Consider the following 20,853-nt stretch of genomic DNA (forward strand, 5'->3'; position numbering starts at 1 on the left):
AATCGCATTTGCCGTGCCAAGGACCTCATGACATCCGATAACAAAGCGCGCGAACATTTCGCCATCGAGCTTGCGCGGCGCGCCGGCGAGCTCGGCCTGAAATATTTCCGCGATCTCGACAGCCTCACCATCGAGAGCAAGGGCCATCAGGATATGGTTTCGCAGGCCGACCGCGAGGTGGAGCTGTTCATCCGCGCGGCAATGAATGCTGCCTACCCGGACGACGGCATTGTCGGCGAGGAACATGCCTCGGTCACCGGGTCGACCGGGCATGTCTGGGTGATCGATCCGATCGACGGCACTGCGAATTTCGTGCGCGGAATTCCGGCCTGGTGCGTGGTCATTGCCTGCGCCAAGGATGGTGATACCGTCGTCGGCGTCATCCACGAACCCTCTACAGGCGAGACCTTCCATTGCCGCAAGGGCGGTGGCGCGTTTCTCAACGGCAAGCCGATCAGGGCCAGCGTCGTCACCAGCCTGACCGAAGGTTCGGTCGGCACCGGCTTCTCCAACCGTGCCGAGATGCAAAATATCGTTACGCTCATCCGCTCTCTCATTGCCGAAGGCGGTGTATTTTTCCGCAATGCTTCGGGTGCGCTGATGCTCGCCTATGTCGCTGCCGGCAGGTTGCTCGGCTATGTCGAGGAGCACATGAACGCCTGGGATTGCCTGGCCGGCATGCTTTTGGTGGAGGAAGCCGGCGGCACGATCGTCAAGCCGGACCCGAGGACCGTTCTGGAAAAAGGCACGCTGGCTGTCTGCGCCGGCAATGGTGTGTTCGCCCAGATTCGCGACCTCTGCGTCGAACCCTTCAAGCTTTGATCAGAACCGGTCCGCGTCCCGGAAAGCCGATGCCGACACTGTCGCCCGCCTGGAACGGCGCATCGACGTTGCGCGACAGCACGAACACGTCGCCGAGCGCCGTGGCAACGACCAGTTCGAGATGGCTGCCGGCATAGGTGACCTTTGCAAGCGTGCCTGCGATGGTCTGCGCCGCGCCGGCGGGACCGATCTCGATGCGGCTCGGACGGATGGCCAGCTTCGCGGGGCCGGCCTGATGGCCACGCGCCGGCAGTTTCATGGTGAGCGAACCGAGCCGGACGGCGGCTTCGTCCGCTTGCACCGAAACCACCTCGCAATCCAGGATGTTGGCTTCGCCGATGAAGTCGGCAACGAAGGCGTTGGCCGGCGCATCGTAGAGTTCGCGCGGCGTGCCGTCCTGCGCCACCACTGCCTTGTTCATGACGATGATGCGGTCCGAAACCGCCAGCGCCTCTTCCTGGTCGTGCGTGACATAGACCACGGTCAGCCCAAGCTTGGTCTGGATCTCCCTGATTTCCTCGCGCACATGCCGGCGCAGCTTGGCGTCGAGGTTGGAGAGCGGCTCGTCGAACAGCAGCACTTGCGGTTCGAGCACCAGCGCGCGCGCCACCGCCACGCGCTGCTGCTGACCACCCGACAGTTCGCTGGGCAGGCGCGCCTCGAAACCTGTGAGGCCGACGAGCTCCAGCCCGGCGCGGGCGCGGGACGCGGCCTCCTTCTTGTCGTGGCCGGAGAAGCGCAAGCCGTAAGAGACATTTTCCATCACTGTCATATGCGGGAACAGTGCATAGGACTGGAACACCATGGACACGTCGCGGTCGGTGGCCGGCAGCCGAGTCACGTCGTCGCCGCCGATCAGGATGCGGCCGCTGGACGGCATCTCCAGGCCGGCGATCATGCGCAGCGTCGTCGTCTTGCCGCAACCGGAAGGTCCCAGAAGCGTCACCAGCTTTCCGGCCTCTATCGCAAGCGAAATGTCGTCGACCGCCGGTGTGCTGGCACCCGGATAAGTCTTGGTGACATGCTCGAAGGTCACCGAGGCCGCGTTGCCGCGAATTTCGGCCATCACCCGGCTCCTGCTATTGTCGTCTGGCCGCCTGGCGTTGCCGGCAGGCTGACATTGGTGCGCACGCTCCAGCCGCCGTCGCCCTTCTGGATGCCGCGCCGGCCGATGTTGCGGCTGCCGACGATCAGTTGCATCAGGCCGATGACCACCAGCATGACGACGATCAGTACCGTCGAATAGGCGATGGCGATGCCGTACTCATTGTTCTCGACACGTCCGACGATGTAGCTGGTCGAAAGATCGTAGCGCGCACTGACCAGGAAGATGACGGCGCTGATCGCGGTCATGGCACGCACGAAGGAATAGACAAGCGCCGCCAGCATTGCCGACCTCAGCAATGGCAGGATGACGCGTCTGAAGGTCTGCCAGGAGTTGGCACCAAGCGTCAGCGAGGATTCATCCAGGCTGCGGTCGATCTGCGACATAGAGGCGACGCCGGCGCGCACGCCGACTGGCATGTTGCGGAAGATGAACGACAGAACGAGGATGATGCCGGTTCCGGTCAGTTCGATCGGCGGCACGTTGAAGGCTATGATGTAGCTGACGCCGATGACGGTTCCCGGGATCGCGAAAGACAGCATGGTCGCGAATTCGAAGGCATTCTTGCCACGGAAATTCTGGCGGACGAGAAGGTAGGCGGTCAGAAGACCTATGCCGGCAGTCAGCGGCGCCGATATCAGCGCGATCTCCATCGTCGTCCAGAACGAACTCCACGCCGATCCCGACCAATGGATACCGAACTCATTCCAGCTGACGGCGAACGCCTTCTTGTAGTGCTGCAGCGTCAGGCTCTGATCGACCCCCCACAGCCTGACAAAGCTGCCGTAGAAGATCACTACGTAGACCAGCACGGTGAACGCCGTCCACAGGCCGGCGATGACATAGAGCGCACGTGTCAGCCCGTCCGGCAGGCGCGGATGGACGCCGGCGTCGCCCTTGCCGGTGACCGTGGTATAGGAGCGCCTGCCGATCCAGAAGCGTTGCGCATAAAAAGCGCCAAGCGTGAAGCCTAGCAGCACCAGTGCCAGGATCGCCGCAAGTGCCGCATCGTTCTGTGCGCCGACAATGGCGAAGAAGATTTCCGTCGACAGGACGTCGTAATTGCCGCTCAGCACCAGCGGATTGCCGAAATCGGCCATGCTTTCGATGAAGCCGAGCAGAAAGGCGTTGGCGAGGCCTGGCCTCATCAGTGGCAAGGATACCGTCCAAAAGGTCTGCCAGCGGCTGGCGCGGAGCGTCTGCGAGGCCTCTTCCATGGACGGGCTGACGCCTTCGACAACGCCGATCAGAACCAGGAAGGCGATCGGGGTGAAGGCGAGAACCTGGGCGATGAGCAGGCCGGGAAGTCCATATACCCAGCGTGTTGGCTGGATGCCGAAGACGCCGGCGACGCTCTGTGTCACCGCGCCGGACAGTCCGAACAACAGGATAATGGCAAGGCCGATGACGAAGGCCGGCGTGATGATCGGCAACACGGTCAGCGCACGCAGCAGCTTGCCGTAGCGGAAACTCGTGCGTGTCACGACAAGCGCGAACACCAGCCCCAGAAACATGGTCAGCAGGCCGACGAGTACGGCGAGCAGCAGCGAGTTCCAGGCAACGCCGCAGCGGCTGCCGCCGGCGAGACAAGCCAGGCTCCACAGGCGCGAACTGAACAATTTGGCCAGGAACGCGACAAGCGAATAGCCGCCATCATCAGTCTGCATGGCGTTGGCCAGCATCATCAGGATCGGCATGAAGATGAAGATGGAAACCACCGCGACGACAAAGCCGATCGAGCTGACGACGAATACGTCGCCGCCGACGGCACCGCGCGCGGCAATGCCAAGGGTGAGCAGGAACAGAAAGGCGCCGCTGACCAGCAGGGCGCCGTAACCCATGCCGAACTGACGGTCGCCAAGATCGCCAAACAGGCTGGTCAGCCAGCTGAACTGCCAGCCGTGCAACCCGATGGCGAAGCCCTGGAACAGAAGCCAGCCAAATCCTGCAGCGCCGACAATGACGAGCAGCCGGCCGAAAAACGGATCGGATTTGTTGCGACCCCACAGAAGCAACGGCGCCGCCAGCAGGAAGCCGAGCGGCGCCAACCACAGTTTCTCGCCCTTGAGGGCCAGAACCAGCGCCGGTGCGAATTTGCTGTCGAACGGGTAGCCGTCGAACAGCCAGGAAAAGCCGAAGAACCCGTCCTCGATGCCGTACCACGGCAGCAAGGCAAACCCCACCCATCCGACCGCCATCCAAAGGACGGCGATCGGTTCAAGCGGCCAGCGGGTTTGGCGAAAGCGCATCTGCTATTGCGGTAGCGACGCGACCTCCTCGTCCCACTTTTTCAGCAGGCGCTTGCGCTCTTCGCTCGATCCATACTTCTTGAAGTCGTAGTCGATCAGCTTGATGGCAGCCAGGTCAGGCGCTTTGTCGGAGGTTTTTGCCGCCTTGTTCGACGGAACCTGGAATGATCCCGCATCCTGCGCCTTGGACTGGACGTCGGCCTCGAGCGCCCAGTCGTAGAATTTCTTCGCGGCTTCCATGTTGCGGGCGCCCTTGATGATCGATTCCGAGCCGATCTCGTAGCCGGTTCCCTCGCAAGGGGTGACAGGAACGATCGGGAAGCCGGCAACGACCTGCGACACGGCGTCGTGGATGAAGACGATGCCGATCGTGGTCTCGCCAAGCCCGGCGGCCTTGATCGGCGCCGAACCCGACTTGGTGTATTGGTTGACGTTCTTGTGCAGGGCTTTCAAGTACTCGAAACCCTTCTCCTCGCCGAACAGCTGAATGATCGTCGCCAGCATGTTGTAGGCGGTGCCTGAGGAATTGGGGTTAGCGACCTGAATCTGCCCCTTGTACTCCGGCTTGATCAGGTCGGCCCAGCATTTCGGCTCCGGCAGATTGTTCTTGGCGAGCAGATCCTTGTTATAGCCGAAACCCAGCGCGCCGGAGTAGATGCCGACCGTGCGGTGGCCGGCTGTTTCCGCCTGCTTGATAGCCCAGGGCTGCAACTGGTCGAGCAGGGGTGATTTGTACTCCTCGGTCAGACCCTCCTCGGCCGCCTGCAGGTGCGGGTCACCGGTGCCGCCCCACCAGATGTCACCCTTGGGATTGGCCGCCTCGGCGCGCAGCTGCGCGTAGATTTCGCCGGCGCTCTTGCGGGTCATGTCGACAGTGATGCCGGTCTTTTCCTCGAAGGCCCGCGCCGTCTGCTGGCACCAGACCTCGTCGACACCGCAATACATGGTCAGGCTTTCGGCGGACGCCGATGATGACGCGCTCCACATGCCGGCGGCAAGGATACCGGCGCCGAGAATTGCCCTTTTGATCATGTTGAATTCCTCCCTGGGTTATTTGCCGACTTATGAAACCCAGATAGGCGGAAAATACAAGTTGGAAGGGGGATCGGCGAGCTTTGCCCCAAAGCACTGCCGAATGTTGCATTTGTGCGGTGGCATTGTGGAAATCTAAGATGAGACCTCTCGGTGCATCGGCGACCGCTGGGCCTCGGTCCAGCCTGCGCAATCAGTCTCGGCGCGAAATGATCCAGTCGGCGGCCGCCGCGAGATCGGCGACGGTTGCGGTCGGGCGCGGATCGAACCGTTTCTCATCGCCCTGCAGATATTTGCCTGTCCGCACCAGCAATGCGCTCGAAATTCCGGCGCGCAGGGCGCCAGCTATATCCGCCTCAGCATCGTCGCCGACCATGATCGCCTGATCTGGCGGACAGTTCATGCTTGCCAGCGCCGACAGAAAGAATGCCGGCGACGGCTTGCCGAGAACGGTTGCGCGCTTCAGGGAGGCAAATTCCAATGCTGCGACGAACGGCCCTGCATCGAGACTGAGCGCACCGTCGGCATCCCGAAACGTCCGGTTGGTGGCAAGGGCCAACAATTCGGCCCCTGCGCACAACTCGCGGAACGCGTCATTCAACACCGCATAGGTGAAGGCCTCTCCGGCATCGCCGACGATGACGGCGCGCTTGTCGCGATCCGGCAGTTCGCAAAAATCCGGCTCAAGGCTGGGGTGAACCAACAGATATGGCGCACGGCCATTGCGAATAAGCCATTGGCGTGCGGCGTGCGCCGGTGTGAAGACGTCTGCCTTGGCAACGGTGAGCCCCATGGCTTCCAGATGTTCGAGAACCCTCTGCTTCGACGAGCGCGTGGTATTGCTCACGAAGCGCACGGCCAAACCGGCTTGACGCAAACGCACGACGGCGTCGATCCCGCCTGGTATGGCGACCTCGCCATCATAGATGACGCCTGCGAGGTCCAGCAGTACGCCCCTGGTCATCGGTCCAGCATGACGAGGAGTCCGCCATGCGTCAAATGCGGAACGGGCCACATTCCGGTAAAGATCGCGCTGGCGGAATGCTCGAGCGCGCGTTTGACCATTTGCGCGGATAGGCGGGCGTGTAGCCGAGGGCGTCCATACCCCCTGGTCGTGTTGCGCTGCTAGCGGCACCATTTCTCGACGGCGATTGCAATTGCCTTGGTGCAGTCGATCAGATCCCGCACCGAAACGCGTTCGTTCGGCTGATGCGCTTGCGCCGGGTCGCCAGGACCGAAATTGACGGTCGGGGTATTGCCAAGGCCGGTCGGCAGGCCGATGTCGCTATGCGCGCCAAAACCACTCAAGACCGGCGAGAGGTTGGCTTCCCTGACGGCCTCCTGGAACAGGCCGACGAAGGGATTGTCCGATGGGATCTCGGCGCAATCCGCGTCGAGGATCCACTCGACGTGGGCAGGATGCTTTCGCAGATAGGGATCTGCCTGGCAGACATTGGCGATATGCTCTTCGATTTCGCGCTTGACGTTGCCGCCCAGCTTGAACTCGTCATGTTCGCTTGGCAGATATTGCGCGTCGATGATGATCTCGCCGCGTCCGGCCATGGAGGAGGGATGTTCCCCGGCATTGATCTGGGTGACGATGATCTGGTTGGGCAGATCCATCAATGGATGGTTCTTCCTCGGATCGAACATCCAGCGCCGGTTGAGAATGTCGATGCCGTCGAGGATTTGCCGGCAGAGCTGGACAGCATCGACCGGGCCGCTCGAATACCAGGCATTCGGCGTGAGTTCCGCATGCCCGCCGATGCCGTCGATGATGATCTTTCCCCACAGGATGCCATGACAGAGCGGCGCGATCTTGTTCGCGGTCGGCTCGGTCATGATGCCGGCGTCGGCATGGAATCCGCGATCGACCATGGCGAGCGACCCCATGCCGCCGATTTCCTCATCGACGACGGTCGTGAAGACAACGTCTCCGGACAATGGAATGTCGAGGTCCTTCAATATCTCGACGGCCATCAGCATGCAGGCGACGCCGCCTTTCATGTCGACCGTGCCGCGCCCGTGCAAAAAACCGTCCTTGAGGACCGGCTGGAACGGGTCGGTCGTCCAGTGTCCGGCAGCGCCCGGCGGGACGACGTCGATATGGCCGGTCAGCATGATGGAACGGCCGCCGCCGGTGCCCTTGAGGACGCCGCCGAGATTGGGTCGGCCCTCGAACGTCCTGCCTTTGTTGGCGCCCGCGCGGCCCTTGTATTTTTCGTAGAGCGCCGGGCCGTCCGGATCCCAGAGATCGGTCGAGAAGCCGAGCGTCTCGATACGTTTTTGCAGATACAGCTGGCAGTCGCGCTCACCGGGACCGGCCTCCTTCGGATTGGATTTCACGATCGAGGGGAAAGCTACGAGATCGCTCAACGTTGCGACGATGCGATCGGCTGCCGCCTCGACACGCGCGGCAATGATCTCTTCTTTGGACGGCATTATGATCTCCAACGTTGGGATAGTCGGTCGGCGAGAAGGACGAAAACCAGAAGGGCGCCGACAATCCCCACCTGCCAGACCGTGTTGATGTTCAATTGCAGAAGACCGGTCTTCAGCGTCACCAGAAGCAGGACGGCCGCGAACACGCCGCCAACGCCACCACGTCCGCCGGTGATGGCGATGCCTCCCAACATGGCGGCGGTCAGCGATTCGAGCTCGAGGTTCTGGCCGATGTTGGGCCTGCCGCTGCCGAGCCATGCGAGCGAGACGAGACCGGCGGCACCGGCAAGCGCGCCACTCAACACGTAGAGAATGAAGCGAACGCGATCGACCGGAATGCCGACCAGCTTGGCCGAACGTTCATTGAAGCCCATCGCGTAGATCCAGCGCCCCCAGGCCGTCGAGAGCAGCACCAGGCCAGCAAGCGCAAAGCACGGGATGGCAAGGGTGAGGAAGGGCACGGGGATGCCCATGACGACACCGCGCCCCCACAGGAGCAGCCACGAGGGCACGCCCGCCTGGGCGGCGCCGCCGGTGACGGCAAGCGCTGCGCCGGAATAGACGAAGAACGTGCCGAGTGTCGCGATAAAAGGGAGGAGGGCGAGCCCGTTCACCAGCCACCCGTTCAAGGCACCGAGCATCGCGCCGGCCAGGATGCAGACGACCGGCAACAGAACGGGCGGCAATCCCAGCTTGAGGCAGAGCATTGCAACGATGGCGGACAGAGAGACCGCGCCGCCGACCGACAGGTCGATGCCGGCGCCGCCGGCCATGATGACCAGCCCTTGGCCAAGGCCGACCAGGGCCAGGATCGTCGAGAACTGAAGGACGGTGGTGACGGTGCCGAGGTTATAGACCGAAGGCTTGAGCGCCAGCAGGCCGAAAATCACGACCAGCCAAAGTCCGCATAGCAAAGCCAGGGTGAGGGCAGGTCCCTGCAAGTTTCGGAGCGTTTTCATGCGCGGGCTCGCTGAAACTGGCCAAGATGCAAGCGGTTGGAAAAAGCTTCGAAGCCGAGCACGCCAATGATCAGAACACCGGTGACGACGGGCTGCCAGAGCGAGGGGACGCCGATCAAAAGCAATCCGTTTTGGAGAATTCTGAGAAGAAGCACGCCGAGCACGGTGCCGATCAGGCTGCATCTGCCGCCCAATATGCTCGTGCCGCCAAGAATGACCGCGGCAATGGCATCGAGCGCCACCGTGCTGCCGATCGTCATTTCCACGTTGCGGTAGGTGGCGACATAGAAAGTGGCGGCAATGCCGGTCAGAACCCCGCTGATGACGAAGGTCATGAAGCGGGTCTTGATCACCGGGATGCCGGACAGCCGCGCCTTCTCCTCCGAATTGCCGATCGCCAGCAAGTGCAGCCCATAGGGGGTTCGCCGCAGCGCCAGCCAGACGACCAGATAGGCAACGACAATCACCAGGGCAGGGACGGGGACGCCGAGCACGGTGGTGGCAAGAAGATTGGTGAGGCTCGAGGGCAGGCCGGAAAGCCACTGCCCGCCGAGAAGGACAAAGACAGCGGTGCGGTAGACGCCGAGCAGGCCGAGCGTTCCGACAATCGCCGGAACGCGGCCGAGGACGACGACGGTGGCCGTCACGCATCCCAGCAGCGCGCCGACCACTGGGCCTGCCATGAGCGCCAGCAGCGGATTGCCGTCGGTGCCAAGCACGCGACCGATGGCGATGGCAGCCAGACCCATGACGATACCGATGGATACATCGATGCCGCCCATGGCGAGCAACAATGTCATGCCAAGGCCGATCAGCAGCAGTTCGACGCTGTTGCGCAAGACCGTGGCCGCATTGCCAGAGGTCGCGTAGTGGGGCGATGCGACAGAAAAGATGATGATCGCCAGCAAACAGGCCACAAGCAGGGACCACTCCCGCCCGTTCATGGCGAAGACACCGTTTCCAAACTGTCGCACCGCATTCATCTCAAAGCTCAGAAGTTGAACTTGTCGACATTGTCCTTGGTGAAGACAGCCGGTGGCCCGAGCAGCAGAATGCCTGTCGTGGCATCGTAGGTGACGGGCTTGTCGAAGCCGGCTATCTTGTTTTCCGCCTCGAAGGTCTTGCCGTCGATCAGCTGTTTGCCGGCCCAGACCGTGAGATAGCCAAGCTGCTCGGGATCCCAGAGCACGGTGAAGCCGAAGGCGCCGCTTTTCAGGTAGGAGCGTGCGGTGTTCGGGCTGCAATACCCCGCGCCGATGACGGAGCCGATCTTGCCGGCGGTTTCGATTGCCTGGGCAACGCCCGGACATGTTGAGGATGCAACGGCGATGATGGCCCTGATATCAGGGTTGGCGGCCATGAGGTCGCCGGAGATCTGCGCGGCACGCTCAGCTGTGCCACCGGCAAATTGCGGGTCGAGCAGCTTCAGCTTAGGATATTTCGCGGTGGCCTGTTTCTGCATGAAGCCGATCCAGGCGTTGAGATTGGACGCCGTTGCTTCGCCCGAGACGATACCGATCGTTGCGTCCTCGCCAACGCGCTTGACGAGTTCGTCGACAATCGTCGTCCCGAGGCCTTCGTCGGTCGCCTGCGCCACATAGACAGCGCGGCCGCTGTCCGGCGCATCGCTGTCGCTGGTGAAAAGCTTGATACCTTTCGCCTTGGCACTCTCGACCACGGGAGCGATGCTGGAGGCATCGAGGACGCTGACCGAGATCGCCTCGACGCCCTGATCGATCAGGTTCTGGACGATCTGCAACTGGTCGACCGGGTTGGTGTCGACGGGGCCGGAATAGATGAAGTCGACGCCCAGATCCTTGGCGGCGCGATTGCCGCCGGCTTCCATGGCGTTGAAGTAGGGGATGCCGATCAACTGCGGGACGAAGGCGACTCTGTGTTTGTCGGCGGCATGCGCCGCTGTTGCAACGACGAGTGACAGCACGGAGACGGTGAGTGCTTTTTTGAGCTGTGAAAGCATTGTGGTCTATCCTCTCTGGAATTGACGTGCGTTTCAGTTTGGTTTTTCAAGCGCCTGCACGTCGGGATGGGCGCCTGTTATGAGCGAAACGACTTCCTCGTGATTGGTCTCGGCGGCCAGCCGTTCGGCCACCTTGCGGCCGCGCCGGAACACCACGATGCGGTCTGCAACTTCGAAGACTTCTAAAATGTTGTGGCTGATGAGAACGACGGCACAGCCGCGCGCGGCAAGTCGCCGCGTCAGCGCCAGGACCTTGCGGGTTTCGGCGACGGCAAGGGCTGCCGTCGGCTCATCCATGATAACCAGCTTGGCATTGAGATTGAGCGCCCGGCAGATGGCCACAGCCTGGCGTTGACCGCCCGACAGGCTGCCGACTGGCGCCTCCGGATCGGAAATATGAGCGTCGAGCTCCTTCAGAAGGCCGTCGACGCGATGGCGCATCTCCTTGCGCTTCAGAAACGGCACACCCAAAATGGAGCGTTTCAATTCGCGGCCGAGGAAGACGTTTTCGGCGATCGACAGGTTCTCCGAAAGCGCCAGTTCCTGAAAGATCGTCGCGATCCCCGACGAGGCCGCATCCTTGGGCGAGGAGAACGACACCGGAGTGCCCTCGATGACGAGCTCTCCCTCGCTGGGCGGATGGGCGCCCGCCAGGATCTTGATGAAGGTCGATTTGCCCGCGCCATTGTCGCCGAGGAGCGCCAGCACCTCGCCGGAGCGGATCTCCAGGTCGACATTTGCAAGCGCGGTCAGCGCGCCGAAGCGCTTGGCGATGTTTCTGGCCACAAGAAATGGTGCCGTCATGGCGGTTCCCCAGCGGTTGTCGGCTAGGCGGCCTTGCTGACCCAGCGGAGCACGTTGGCCCAAAGGCGCGCGTAACCGGGCCATTCCACGAAGCTGTTCGGCAGCCAGTGCGGACCGATGTCCGACGTCCAGACCAGGGTGCGCCCTTCGCCATGACGCCCGGTGACCAGCAAGGGATGGCTGCCCTGGTCCTGTGGCAGTCGCGCCAGGACTTCGACATCATCTCGATTGCGCGCGATGACCTCGTTGGCGCCGAGAAGCAGGGGCCATTCGCCTTCGATGCCGGCAAAAATTGGATGATCCTTCGCGCCGGTAATCGAAGGCCGAAAGCCCTCAGGAATTTCGAGCCGGTCATCGTTGGGGAGGCAGGTCACCGGCAAGGCTTCCTCGACAGCCGTGCGATGCCAGCGGGCCTTGCCGTCGATGCCCTGGAAGCTGAAATAGCCGCCGATCATGATCAGGCCGCCGCCAGCCAACGTCCAGTCGCGTAGAAGTTTTAGCCGGTTGGGCACCGTCTTGCCGTGAAGCCAGACATCGGGGTGGAGCAGGAGCGAGTTGGCGCCAATGTCGGAAAGGACGATCGCCTTGTATTGCGACAGGCCCTCCATGGTGAAAGGCAGCTTTTCGACGGCCTCGTGGGCCGGCATGTAGTCGAGATCGAATTCGCTGTCCTTCAAGGCGGCAACCAGAGGCGTCGCGCCGAGATGGAAGGTAACGCTGCCGAACTGATCAAACCCCTTGTAGTGGGTTGCCGAGCTTACCCAGCTCTCGCCGACCAGGAGGACCTTTGTTTTCGCCATGAACATACTCTCCTGATTTCGCCAGATGCGGGTGTTGTCGGCCGGATGCTTGGAAATCGATAAGCCATTGATTCAGCTTGCTATCATGGCACTGTTCGCCATGGCGACTGCCTTCAAAGTCGCAAAATCCGCGATGTAGCCCTGCGCGCCTTCGACCGTTGTCGTCAGACTTGCGCCAGTCGCCGCATAGCGGGCCGCATCGTCCAGCGAAGCGCCGTGCAGCCAAAGGCTGAGGAAGATGCCGGCAAAGCTGTCGCCGGCGCCTGTCGCATCGACGCGATCGACCGGCAGTGCCGGCACCTCGATTTGCGGGCTGCCGCCAGCCGGGAAGACGACCGCGCCTAGTTCGCCGAGAGTGAGCACGACAGTTCCGCGCGGCCTGATGCGTGACAGCATCAGCCGCACGTCTTCGATCATCATCGCCATTCGGGAGCGAAAGTCGAAAATCTCCCGCATCATCACTTCGTTGATGAAGGTGAGGTCGATCTGTTTGACCATCTCGCTGAATGTCTCAGGTGTGCGTGCGCTTTTAGGAAGGCCGGCCGAATGCAGGCTCACCTTCCACCCGGCCTGATGAAAGCGCGCGATGGAGGCGGTCATCGTTTCATAGTGAAAGCCTTCGATATGAAGGCAGGCCGGGCGCTGCTCGGGCTGGATGTCCAGATTGGCGGTCAGATCGATCTCGCCAAGCTCAAAAGGCTCGCTGATGATCGTCCGGCTGCCGTTGCGCTCTATTATCACGATCGCCTGCGACAGGCGGTTGTTGGGCGTGCTGCGGATCGGCAAGGCGTGGACGCCGAGTTTTGAAAGCTCGCCGAGCGCCCAGTCGCTCTCCGGATCCTCGCCGACTGCCGTCGCCAGTTCCACGTCAAGAGCATAGGGGGCGCCGACACCGGCGGCGGCAACCGCGAGATTGGCCGCCGGCCCGCCCAACGCCTTTTCGATATGACTGGCGGTGATCCGGTCGTCACGATGCGGCAACACGTCGACGCGGCACAGGAAGTCGACACTCACCCGGCCAGCGACCAGAAGCCTTGGCAGATGATCGAGATTTTTCGGCCTGTGCGGCGCGCGGCCCGGCAGCGAGCGCGCAAACGAACTGGGACGGTACATCAGCACGGCGATCGCCTTCTCGATGCGGTCGCGGGTGCCTTCCTTGAGGCCGGCAGTTCCATTGATGAAGTTCGACACCGTCCCGATGGAGACACCGGCGGTTCGTGCGACATCCGCTATGGTCGGGCGCTTGCGTTGCAATTGCGTGGCTCCAATTGAAGCGTTTCAAACGGTACCAGCGAAAATGCCGCTTCTCAATGAATTGATCTTCCAAAAAATGGGTGGTCTCTTTTCTCAGTTAGAAAATTTTCTTCGGTGAGAGCCGAAGTGGGGACGAATCTTTCTGATATTGAACAATTTTCAATTTTTCAGCCAAACGATTGTGCGGACGAGTTTTCTGGATTTTGTTCGAGCAGGTCGACGAGCCCGCGACCTAAATCAGCAGCAGCCCCTTCATCGAGACATTGCCCTTCTTGCCGATGATGATGTGGTCGTGGACTGCGATGCCCAGCGGCTTGGCCGTCTCGATGATCTGCTTGGTCATTTCGATATCGGCGCGCGAGGGCGTGGGATCCCCCGAGGGATGGTTGTGCATCAACACACCAAGGGCGGAATCATCATATTAATCAAATACTTGTGTCGAAACACTGGAGGTCAGGGGTCGTTAACTGGGGTATGTGCCGAGTGACCACTTGTGATCTTCCACGCTTGGGAATGGTCGCATTTGCTCAGTACCCTGAAGTCCCGATCAACCACGGATTCCGAACGCTCATCTTTTCTCGCTAGTGTTACTCGGGACGGTGAACGGCCTTTCTACTACTCTGGTGGAGACGCTTTTTCGAAAGGCAGTTTGCGTGTGGGCCTGCATACAACAAGAATCGATTTGTCCCAGCGATCGAGCTCGCTGCTCGGGTAGAGAATTGCTTTGCCGATTTTGAGGAATGAGGGTCCGATACGCATGCAGCGCCAGTTGCGAAGCGTCCCTTCGCTCAGCTGTTCGCGGTAGCGAGCGATGACTTCTTCAGGAGTGAGGTAGTTCGGGTCAGACACGGGCGCTATAGATAGCAGAGGTGTGCGACAGCTTGTTGCACACCTGCGGCCCATCAGATCGAGACCTGAGGAGAATGCCGACGCTGTCACCGCGGACTTCTCGTCGTGACCCGAAGCCGCCATTGAACGGCCCAGGCGATGATGACCGCTTTGCGCCCACAAATCGGTCGCTCAGCGTTCGTCGCCACTGCCTGAAAGCGGACGTCGTCGACGGCGAGGTTCGGTTCGAGGCCGACGTTCTCAACCAGCCGGACGACTATTGCCACGAGTTGGGCAAGTCAGGCAGCATCTGCCTCAGCACGCGATCGTGTAGGAAGACATGGTGACAGATGGCCGCGGCGGCGTGCAGACCCGCGAGCCACATGAGGACATCGCCGAGCGTGCCATGGATCTCGGCAAGGGATGCGCCGAGGCCCCAGGCGCCAAAGAACGGACCAAGGGCGCCGAGGCCGTATACCGTGACCGGGTGGCCGCCAAACCATGCGCCGAGTATCGCCGTCGCAGGGACGGCGAACAGCAGCGCGTAGAGCGCCCAATGCGTTATCTTCGCCGCGACATCCATCCAGAGAGGCATGGGCGGCGACTCCGGAATACGGTCGAAAAAACGCCACGCCAGGCGTATGACGAGCAGCACGAAAACGGTGAAACCGAGCGATTCATGAAGCTGCAGCGTGGCAGCGTTAGCCGGCGCATAGACGCGCGTTGGAGGGCCGCCTTGCGAGACCAAGAAGGCGACGAGTACGAGCAGCGCCGTGAGCCAGTGAAAAGCCTGGGCGAGGCTGCCGTAGCGAATTCTTGTACCTGATATCGACATGAAAGGGCTCCGAAACGGTGTCGGAGACTATTTCTCCGAAGCTGGCTTTAGTGTGCCTGTGCAGCAATTGTTCATCCAAGCCACAACGAAATTTACGATGCGGCTGAGCCAACGGGAGTGGTCCGAACAAGGAAGAGCGTGCTCAGCGATCGTCGATTTGGCCACGTCGAGCGGTTCAGCGGCGCGCAGGGCGGTATCCAAGAAAGCTGTGGCCGCCCAAGAGCGCTCCCGGTCTGCGATCCTTTTTGAATGAAATGCGCAGTCAGGTCGATCGTTGGACAGTGGGCCACCTCCTGGTCTGCCTTTGCTGGCGCGGAATCGCAGTCCTTAGTTTGCTGCCTCCCCAGCATCTCTTGCTGCAAGCGAACCGAGCGCGGACCAGTCGAGATTGTCGCCGCCATGGGCGAGCAGGCTCAGGAAGCGGTCACGCAGAAGGCTGGCGATGGGAAGCGGTACGCGCAGCTCTTCGGCCGCGGCGAGCACCAGCCGGATGTCCTTCTGGCCGAGTGGTGCCGCGAAGCCTGCCGGATGGAATTTTCGATCGACGATCAGCCCGCCATAGGTCTTATAGACAGGAGCGCCAAACAACGTCGAGGTGAGCATATCGAGATACTGGTGTCGATCGACGCCGCCCTTACCGACAAGCGCAATCGCCTCGCCGAGTGATTCGATAACCGAAGCGATCAGGAAATTGCCGCTGAGTTTTACGAGATTGGCGGCCTTGGGCGTCTCGGAGACAACGAAAGTCTTCTGCCCAACGGCGTCGAAGAACGGAGTTACGGTCGTGACCGCCTTCGGCTCGCCGGCGGCAACGACAAAGAGCTTTCCATCCGCCGCAGCCTCAGGCCGACCGAACACGGGAGCAGCGACGAAGCGTTGGCCGGCTGCGGCGTGATCAGCTGTGAGCCGCTCCGCGAAGGCAACACTAATCGTACTGGAGGAGACATGGATCGCGCCTTTGGCCAGGCTCGCTAGCACGCGTTGGTCGCCATACACCACGCTTTCGACTGCGTGGTCGTCTGCCAGCATCGTCACGACGATCTCGCCATCGCAGGCTTCCGCAACCTCAGCGGCAGACCGGGCGCCCATCTGGACGAGCTCCTCGTCCTTGCCGGGCGTCCGGTTGTAGACGGTAACGTCATGCCCGGCCTTCAAAAGGTTGGCTGCCATTCCAGCACCCATGCGCCCGAGTCCAATGAAACCAACATTCATAAGGGTCTCTCCTTTGTCGGTGACCACGCCCAGATCCAGTTCGCTCCGTCTTGGAAGTGCTCTGAAGCGGCTGCGGGGTGGGGATCGATGCTGCCTCGGACTCTGGTCCGATCGCAGGGATCATCCAGCATGCGCTGATGATCCTACTCCATTTCTTCGTCGCGACGGCTGTGCTTTGAGTTCTCGGGTGCCGTTTTGCCCCCAGGACGAGCGGAGCGAACGGCCGGTACTCCCACACGGCGCCAGCACCACGTCAGACATATTTCCGCCAGTCATGCTCCTCGCGGAATCCGAGTACCTCGCGCGCCTTGCGGTTGGACAGCGGCGCTTCGAATTCGCCGATCGGGCGGGTGACTGGCACGTCAGGGCACCAGCGCCTCAAGAAGGCCTCGGTCGGCTCATTGGCGGTGATCGTGTCGTTGACGGCGTTGAAGACCTGGAAACCGAGACCGTCTTTACGAACGCAAAGATCGACGATCTGACCCAGGTCGCGCGCGTCGATATAGCTCCAGGCATTGCGCTTGCGCGACAACGGTTCGGCGACGAAACTCGGGAACCGCTCGTAATCATGCGGCTCGATCACATTGCCGATGCGAAGCGCATAGATGTCTGTACCGAAGCGCATGGCGAAGGCGCGCGCCGTTTTCTCGTTCACCACCTTGGACAGGCCGTAGCTGTCCATCGGGTCGACATCGTAATCCTCCTCCAGGGGAAACTGGTGGAAGTCCTTGTCGCCTTCGGCGAAGCAGACACCATAGGTCGTCTCACTGGACGCGATGATGATCTTGCGGATGCCGAGCTTTGTCGCCGCCTCGATGACATTGTAGGTCGAAGCGACATTGGCCTGGAAGGTGACGTTGTCGGGGCGCAGCAACAAGGCGGGAATGGCGGCAAAATGCACGACAGCATCCACCGGTGCGGGCCCCTTGCCGGTGGTGAGCCCGCTGCTGTCGAAATGCATCGACAACGCGTTGAAGGTCTGCCCGCTGTCGGTGAGATCGGTGATCAACGTCCTGACACCGGGATGGGCGAACGGTACCAGATCGAGGTTGAGTACGTCGTGGCCGCGCTCCAGCAAGTAGGGAATTGCGTGCCGGCCGGCCTTGCCGGTGCCGCCGGTAAAGATGATGCGCTTGCCTGGGGTATCGGATGCGGACATGCTGAGACTCCTTTGATGTTTATCGATGCGGTTGGCGTGCCGCCAAAGTCAGCGGCCACCCTCGATCTTGCGGTGGCGCTGGCTTATGCCGCCCGTTCCATAGGGATATTCCGACATTTCCGGTTTGCTCGCCGCGTTGAGTTTGGCAATGTTCTCGTCCGTCAGCCTCAGCTTGGCCGCACCGAGATTGTCGGCCAGTTGCTCTCGTGTCCGGGCCCCGAGAACAACCGACGTGACCGCTGGCTGTGCGGCGACCCATGCCAGCGCGACCTGCGCCATGCTCGCCCCAAGCGCTTTTGCGGTATCTTCCACCGCCCCAATCACGTTCCAGGTGATTGGCTTGGCGTTGCGGGCGTCGAACGCTTCCATGCCGCGTTTGGGATTTTCGCCAAGGCGCGTGGCGCCCGCCGGCATCTGGTCGCGCTTGTATTTGCCTGAGAGCCATCCGCCGCCCAGCGGCGACCACGGCAGCAGGCCGATACCGGCGTCGAGCGCGGCCGGTACAAGCTCATGCTCGATGTCGCGGACCAGCAGGCTGTATTGTGGTTGTAGCGTCACGGGTGGCGTGTAGCCATTGGCTTTGGCCAGCCACACCGCCTTGGTCAGATGCCAACCCAGGAAGTTCGAGAACCCGTAATAGGCGATCTTGCCGTTGCGGATCGAGTCGTCGAGAAAGCGCAGCGTCTCCTCCAGCGGCGTTAGCGCGTCCCAGGCGTGCATCTGGTAAAGATCAACCTGCTCGACGCCCAGGCGTTTGAGCGAGGCATCGAGCGCCGCCCCAAGATGCTTGCGCGACAGGCCGAGATCGTTCGGCCCCGCGCCCATGGGAAAACGACCCTTGGTGGCGATCACCAGATCCTTGGCGGTTCCTGGCTTGCTCTTGAGCCAACGGCCGATGATTTCCTCTGACACGCCGGCACTGTAGACGTCGGCCGTATCGATGAAATTGCCGCCGGCCTCGACATAATCATCCATAAGCGCGAACGATGTGGCTTCGTCGGACTCGTGCCCAAAAGTCATGGTGCCGAGGCAATAGGCCGAGACGACGGCGCCACTATTGCCGAGCTTGCGATAGTCCATGTTCTTGCTCCTTCAGGGATCTCAATCGGGCCTATCGCGTTGCCGGCCCGATGCCATCGTCTTCTGGCCATCAGCGCGCTATGAAGGCGTTGTTTTGTTTGCTTTCGCCTTGTTCAGACGTTGCGTCCGTCAGCGACTGCCCGGTTCGGCACCGAGAATATCGCGCACCATCCGACCATTCAGGCTGCCTTTGATTGAGCCCGCCAGAGGTCGACCCCGCCCTCGGTTGCGTACCCGTCGATTTTGCGGAGTTCTTCGGCATTGAATTCGAGATTCTCTAAAGCGCCGAGGGAATCATCGAGTTGGGCCACGTTGCGCGCGCCTACCAGCGCGCTTGTTATGCGCGTATCTCGCAAGGTCCACGCGATCGCCATCTGGGCAAGTGTCTGCCCGCGGTCGCTTGCGATCGCGTTCAGTCCGCGGACACGCTCTATGTTTGCATCACTCAGCAACTTTGTGTCGAATGAGCCGCCACGCGCTGCACGCGCGCCGTCCGGGACGCCATTCAGATACTTTGATGTCAACAACCCCTGAGCCAAAGGCGAAAATGCGATACAGCCGGCACCAAGCTCTTCCAGCGTATCGAGCAACCCGTCCTCAATCCAGCGATTCAGCATGGAGTAGGAGGGTTGGTGGATAAAGAGCGGAATTCCTTCCGCGCGCAGGACGCGCTCGGCTTCCCTGGTCCGATCTGGCCCATACGATGAAATGCCGACGTAGAGCGCCTTGCCTTGCCGCACCATCTGCACGAGCGCGGCGATGGTTTCTTCGAGCGGAACATCTAATGTCGGGCGGTGGGAATAGAAGATATCGACATATTCGACACCCATTCGCTTCAGGCTCTGTTCGAGCGATGAAAGCAGGTGCTTGCGGGATCCACCCGCGCCATAAGGCCCCGGCCACATATCCCAACCGGCTTTTGAGGAGATGATCATCTCGTCGCGGTGGCTCGAAAAATCCCTTTTGAGGACCAGTCCGAAATTCTCTTCCGCCGACCCGTATGGCGGGCCATAATTGTTCGCCAGGTCGAAATGAGTGACGCCCTTGTCGAAGGCACGCCGGATCACCGATCGGCCGGTCTCGAAGACATCTTGACCACCGAAGTTCTGCCAAAGGCCCAACGAAATCGGCGGGAGCTTTAGTCCCGATCGACCACAGCGGCGGTAGGCAATCGCGTCGTATCTCTTGGCATCTGCAACGTACATTCAAGCCTCGTATTTGCATTGCATGCGCCATTCCGGTCCATCGGCCGCGCAGCATTCGAGAGATTGAATAGCATCGTCGATTAATGAATCAATGGGTGAGAGGTAATCACATCAATGAACTGTGCTCATCGATGGCCATATGATGAGCACCTTAGCCCGACCTTCGCAAAGTTCATTTCAGCGGATTGATATCGCGTATCACCTGAATGAGGGCACTGATCCCGAAGGGCAGTTGCCGGCGACTCGAATAGTACATGGACAATGGCGGGCCGATTGAAGACCATTGCGGCAGTGCCACTTCCAGCCGCCCTGCTGCAAGGTGAGGACTAGCGAGCTTTTCCAGGCAATAAAACAGACCAATACCGTCGATCGCAGCATTGATGGCGAAAGCAGACTCACTTGAGATGAGTGAGCCAGGAACGTCGATCTCGCGCCGATCGTCGCCCTGCTCGAATTCCCATTTGTAAATCTGCCCTCGTCCCGTGCGGATGCGGATACATTGATGGGAATGAAGATCGTCAGGCAATTCCGGCCGACCGCGGCGCTCGAAGTAAGCCGGTGCACCGACGACCACCCACTTGAGTGGTGGCGTCAATGGAATGGCGATCATGTCCTCTGGTATCGTGCCACCATATCTGAGACCTGCGTCGAAGCCTTCCGCTGTAACGTCGACGAAGTGATCGTCGACGGCAATCTCCAGTTCGATATTGGGAAAGCGCTGCAGGAAGATCGGCACTGCCGGGCGCAGAAGTAAAGTCGACGCATCGCGCAGTACATTCAACCGCACACTACCGGCGGTCCCTTCGTGGTGTCCGTGCAGTTCTTCCAGGCCGGAATTGATAAGATCGAGGCCAGCACTCACTTTTTCGGCAAGCGCGCTTCCTGCTACTGTTGGAGCAACACTTCGGCTTGTACGGTTTAGCAGCCTTACTCCAAGTCGCTCTTCAAGCGCTTTTACCCTGTGGCTGAGTGCTGATGCGGTTACGCCCAGATTGTCCGCCGCCTTTCTAAAACTGCGATACTGTACGATGAGCAGGAATATCGAAAGATCGTACACTTCAGCGCGACTGAGCGACATTACAACTCCCA

General features: G+C 61.0%; 19 protein-coding genes and 1 pseudogene. 1 reads left to right on the plus strand and 19 read right to left on the minus strand.

Annotated elements, in window-relative coordinates; all coding sequences use genetic code 11:
• Window positions 1–27: 27 nt before the first annotated feature.
• On the plus strand, window positions 28–822 hold the full coding sequence (locus tag LHFGNBLO_RS21420; RefSeq protein ID WP_258601347.1) for an inositol monophosphatase family protein: 795 nt from the start codon (window positions 28–30) through the stop codon (window positions 820–822).
• Here LHFGNBLO_RS21420 and LHFGNBLO_RS21425 read toward each other — a convergent pair.
• The 19 genes and pseudogenes from LHFGNBLO_RS21425 to LHFGNBLO_RS21515 form a co-directional block, all read right to left on the minus strand.
• Entirely contained in the window at window positions 812–1,888 is a 1,077-nt protein-coding gene (locus LHFGNBLO_RS21425) for an ABC transporter ATP-binding protein (RefSeq protein ID WP_258601348.1), read from the minus strand. The two genes, LHFGNBLO_RS21420 and LHFGNBLO_RS21425, sit on opposite strands and share 11 nt — an antisense overlap.
• Window positions 1,888–4,176 (minus strand): ABC transporter permease, encoded by a 2,289-nt coding sequence (locus LHFGNBLO_RS21430; protein ID WP_258601349.1) that lies wholly within the window; start codon window positions 4,174–4,176, stop codon window positions 1,888–1,890. Before LHFGNBLO_RS21430 ends, LHFGNBLO_RS21425 begins: the two co-directional genes overlap by 1 nt.
• Before the next feature lie 3 nt (window positions 4,177–4,179).
• Window positions 4,180–5,208 (minus strand): ABC transporter substrate-binding protein, encoded by a 1,029-nt coding sequence (locus LHFGNBLO_RS21435; protein WP_258601350.1) that lies wholly within the window; start codon window positions 5,206–5,208, stop codon window positions 4,180–4,182.
• Window positions 5,209–5,401: 193 nt separating this feature from the next.
• Window positions 5,402–6,172 (minus strand): TIGR01458 family HAD-type hydrolase, encoded by a 771-nt coding sequence (locus LHFGNBLO_RS21440; protein ID WP_258609842.1) that lies wholly within the window; start codon window positions 6,170–6,172, stop codon window positions 5,402–5,404.
• A 161-nt stretch (window positions 6,173–6,333) separates the two neighbouring features.
• A complete protein-coding gene (locus LHFGNBLO_RS21445; protein ID WP_258601351.1) occupies window positions 6,334–7,650 on the minus strand; it encodes a M20 family metallopeptidase in 1,317 nt (438 codons plus the stop codon).
• A complete protein-coding gene (locus tag LHFGNBLO_RS21450; protein WP_258601352.1) occupies window positions 7,650–8,609 on the minus strand; it encodes an ABC transporter permease in 960 nt (319 codons plus the stop codon). The genes LHFGNBLO_RS21445 and LHFGNBLO_RS21450 overlap by 1 nt, the downstream gene beginning before the upstream one ends.
• On the minus strand, window positions 8,606–9,592 hold the full coding sequence (locus LHFGNBLO_RS21455; protein WP_258601353.1) for an ABC transporter permease: 987 nt from the start codon (window positions 9,590–9,592) through the stop codon (window positions 8,606–8,608). Before LHFGNBLO_RS21455 ends, LHFGNBLO_RS21450 begins: the two co-directional genes overlap by 4 nt.
• A gap of 8 nt (window positions 9,593–9,600) precedes the next feature.
• Window positions 9,601–10,587: an autoinducer 2 ABC transporter substrate-binding protein gene (locus LHFGNBLO_RS21460; RefSeq protein WP_258601354.1), complete on the minus strand. Its 987-nt coding sequence runs from the start codon at window positions 10,585–10,587 to the stop codon at window positions 9,601–9,603.
• 33 nt (window positions 10,588–10,620) lie between these two features.
• Window positions 10,621–11,391 carry an ATP-binding cassette domain-containing protein gene (locus LHFGNBLO_RS21465; RefSeq protein WP_258601355.1) on the minus strand — a complete coding sequence of 257 codons (771 nt, stop codon included), beginning with the start codon at window positions 11,389–11,391 and terminating at the stop codon, window positions 10,621–10,623.
• A gap of 23 nt (window positions 11,392–11,414) precedes the next feature.
• Entirely contained in the window at window positions 11,415–12,191 is a 777-nt protein-coding gene (locus tag LHFGNBLO_RS21470; RefSeq protein WP_258601356.1) for a glutamine amidotransferase, read from the minus strand.
• 72 nt (window positions 12,192–12,263) lie between these two features.
• Window positions 12,264–13,445, minus strand: coding sequence for a carbohydrate kinase family protein (locus LHFGNBLO_RS21475; RefSeq protein ID WP_258601357.1), 1,182 nt, complete (start codon window positions 13,443–13,445; stop codon window positions 12,264–12,266).
• A gap of 232 nt (window positions 13,446–13,677) precedes the next feature.
• Window positions 13,678–13,845, minus strand: a pseudogene (locus LHFGNBLO_RS21480) (JAB domain-containing protein); the annotation flags it as partial.
• A 215-nt stretch (window positions 13,846–14,060) separates the two neighbouring features.
• Window positions 14,061–14,294 (minus strand): helix-turn-helix domain-containing protein, encoded by a 234-nt coding sequence (locus tag LHFGNBLO_RS21485; RefSeq protein ID WP_258601358.1) that lies wholly within the window; start codon window positions 14,292–14,294, stop codon window positions 14,061–14,063.
• 256 nt (window positions 14,295–14,550) lie between these two features.
• Window positions 14,551–15,108 (minus strand): cytochrome b, encoded by a 558-nt coding sequence (locus LHFGNBLO_RS21490; RefSeq protein WP_258601359.1) that lies wholly within the window; start codon window positions 15,106–15,108, stop codon window positions 14,551–14,553.
• A 327-nt stretch (window positions 15,109–15,435) separates the two neighbouring features.
• A complete protein-coding gene (locus tag LHFGNBLO_RS21495) occupies window positions 15,436–16,320 on the minus strand; it encodes an NAD(P)-dependent oxidoreductase (RefSeq protein ID WP_258601360.1) in 885 nt (294 codons plus the stop codon).
• A 253-nt stretch (window positions 16,321–16,573) separates the two neighbouring features.
• Window positions 16,574–17,479 carry an NAD-dependent epimerase/dehydratase family protein gene (locus tag LHFGNBLO_RS21500; protein ID WP_258601361.1) on the minus strand — a complete coding sequence of 302 codons (906 nt, stop codon included), beginning with the start codon at window positions 17,477–17,479 and terminating at the stop codon, window positions 16,574–16,576.
• Between the two features lie 48 nt (window positions 17,480–17,527).
• On the minus strand, window positions 17,528–18,559 hold the full coding sequence (locus LHFGNBLO_RS21505) for an aldo/keto reductase (protein WP_258601362.1): 1,032 nt from the start codon (window positions 18,557–18,559) through the stop codon (window positions 17,528–17,530).
• 179 nt (window positions 18,560–18,738) lie between these two features.
• Window positions 18,739–19,764, minus strand: coding sequence for an L-glyceraldehyde 3-phosphate reductase (gene mgrA / locus LHFGNBLO_RS21510; RefSeq protein ID WP_258601363.1), 1,026 nt, complete (start codon window positions 19,762–19,764; stop codon window positions 18,739–18,741).
• Window positions 19,765–19,936: 172 nt separating this feature from the next.
• Window positions 19,937–20,842, minus strand: a complete 906-nt coding sequence (locus LHFGNBLO_RS21515) for a LysR family transcriptional regulator (RefSeq protein ID WP_258601364.1) — start codon at window positions 20,840–20,842, stop codon at window positions 19,937–19,939.
• Between the last annotated feature and the right edge of the window lie 11 nt (window positions 20,843–20,853).

Origin of the sequence: Mesorhizobium sp. AR10, assembly GCF_024746795.1 — a bacterium.
GTDB lineage: Bacteria > Pseudomonadota > Alphaproteobacteria > Rhizobiales > Rhizobiaceae > Mesorhizobium.

What these genes read in the sequence shown, in the direction of transcription:
- LHFGNBLO_RS21420 (WP_258601347.1), top strand. Translation starts at nt 28, where the DNA reads ATGACATCCGATAACAAAGCGCGCGAACATTTCGCCATCGAGCTTGCG.
- LHFGNBLO_RS21425 (WP_258601348.1), bottom strand. Translation starts at nt 1,888, where the DNA reads ATGGCCGAAATTCGCGGCAACGCGGCCTCGGTGACCTTCGAGCATGTC.
- LHFGNBLO_RS21430 (WP_258601349.1), bottom strand. Translation starts at nt 4,176, where the DNA reads ATGCGCTTTCGCCAAACCCGCTGGCCGCTTGAACCGATCGCCGTCCTT.
- LHFGNBLO_RS21435 (WP_258601350.1), bottom strand. Translation starts at nt 5,208, where the DNA reads ATGATCAAAAGGGCAATTCTCGGCGCCGGTATCCTTGCCGCCGGCATG.
- LHFGNBLO_RS21440 (WP_258609842.1), bottom strand. Translation starts at nt 6,172, where the DNA reads ATGACCAGGGGCGTACTGCTGGACCTCGCAGGCGTCATCTATGATGGC.
- LHFGNBLO_RS21445 (WP_258601351.1), bottom strand. Translation starts at nt 7,650, where the DNA reads ATGCCGTCCAAAGAAGAGATCATTGCCGCGCGTGTCGAGGCGGCAGCC.
- LHFGNBLO_RS21450 (WP_258601352.1), bottom strand. Translation starts at nt 8,609, where the DNA reads ATGAAAACGCTCCGAAACTTGCAGGGACCTGCCCTCACCCTGGCTTTG.
- LHFGNBLO_RS21455 (WP_258601353.1), bottom strand. Translation starts at nt 9,592, where the DNA reads ATGAATGCGGTGCGACAGTTTGGAAACGGTGTCTTCGCCATGAACGGG.
- LHFGNBLO_RS21460 (WP_258601354.1), bottom strand. Translation starts at nt 10,587, where the DNA reads ATGCTTTCACAGCTCAAAAAAGCACTCACCGTCTCCGTGCTGTCACTC.
- LHFGNBLO_RS21465 (WP_258601355.1), bottom strand. Translation starts at nt 11,391, where the DNA reads ATGACGGCACCATTTCTTGTGGCCAGAAACATCGCCAAGCGCTTCGGC.
- LHFGNBLO_RS21470 (WP_258601356.1), bottom strand. Translation starts at nt 12,191, where the DNA reads ATGGCGAAAACAAAGGTCCTCCTGGTCGGCGAGAGCTGGGTAAGCTCG.
- LHFGNBLO_RS21490 (WP_258601359.1), bottom strand. Translation starts at nt 15,108, where the DNA reads ATGTCGATATCAGGTACAAGAATTCGCTACGGCAGCCTCGCCCAGGCT.
- LHFGNBLO_RS21495 (WP_258601360.1), bottom strand. Translation starts at nt 16,320, where the DNA reads ATGAATGTTGGTTTCATTGGACTCGGGCGCATGGGTGCTGGAATGGCA.
- LHFGNBLO_RS21500 (WP_258601361.1), bottom strand. Translation starts at nt 17,479, where the DNA reads ATGTCCGCATCCGATACCCCAGGCAAGCGCATCATCTTTACCGGCGGC.
- LHFGNBLO_RS21505 (WP_258601362.1), bottom strand. Translation starts at nt 18,559, where the DNA reads ATGGACTATCGCAAGCTCGGCAATAGTGGCGCCGTCGTCTCGGCCTAT.
- mgrA (WP_258601363.1), bottom strand. Translation starts at nt 19,764, where the DNA reads ATGTACGTTGCAGATGCCAAGAGATACGACGCGATTGCCTACCGCCGC.
- LHFGNBLO_RS21515 (WP_258601364.1), bottom strand. Translation starts at nt 20,842, where the DNA reads ATGTCGCTCAGTCGCGCTGAAGTGTACGATCTTTCGATATTCCTGCTC.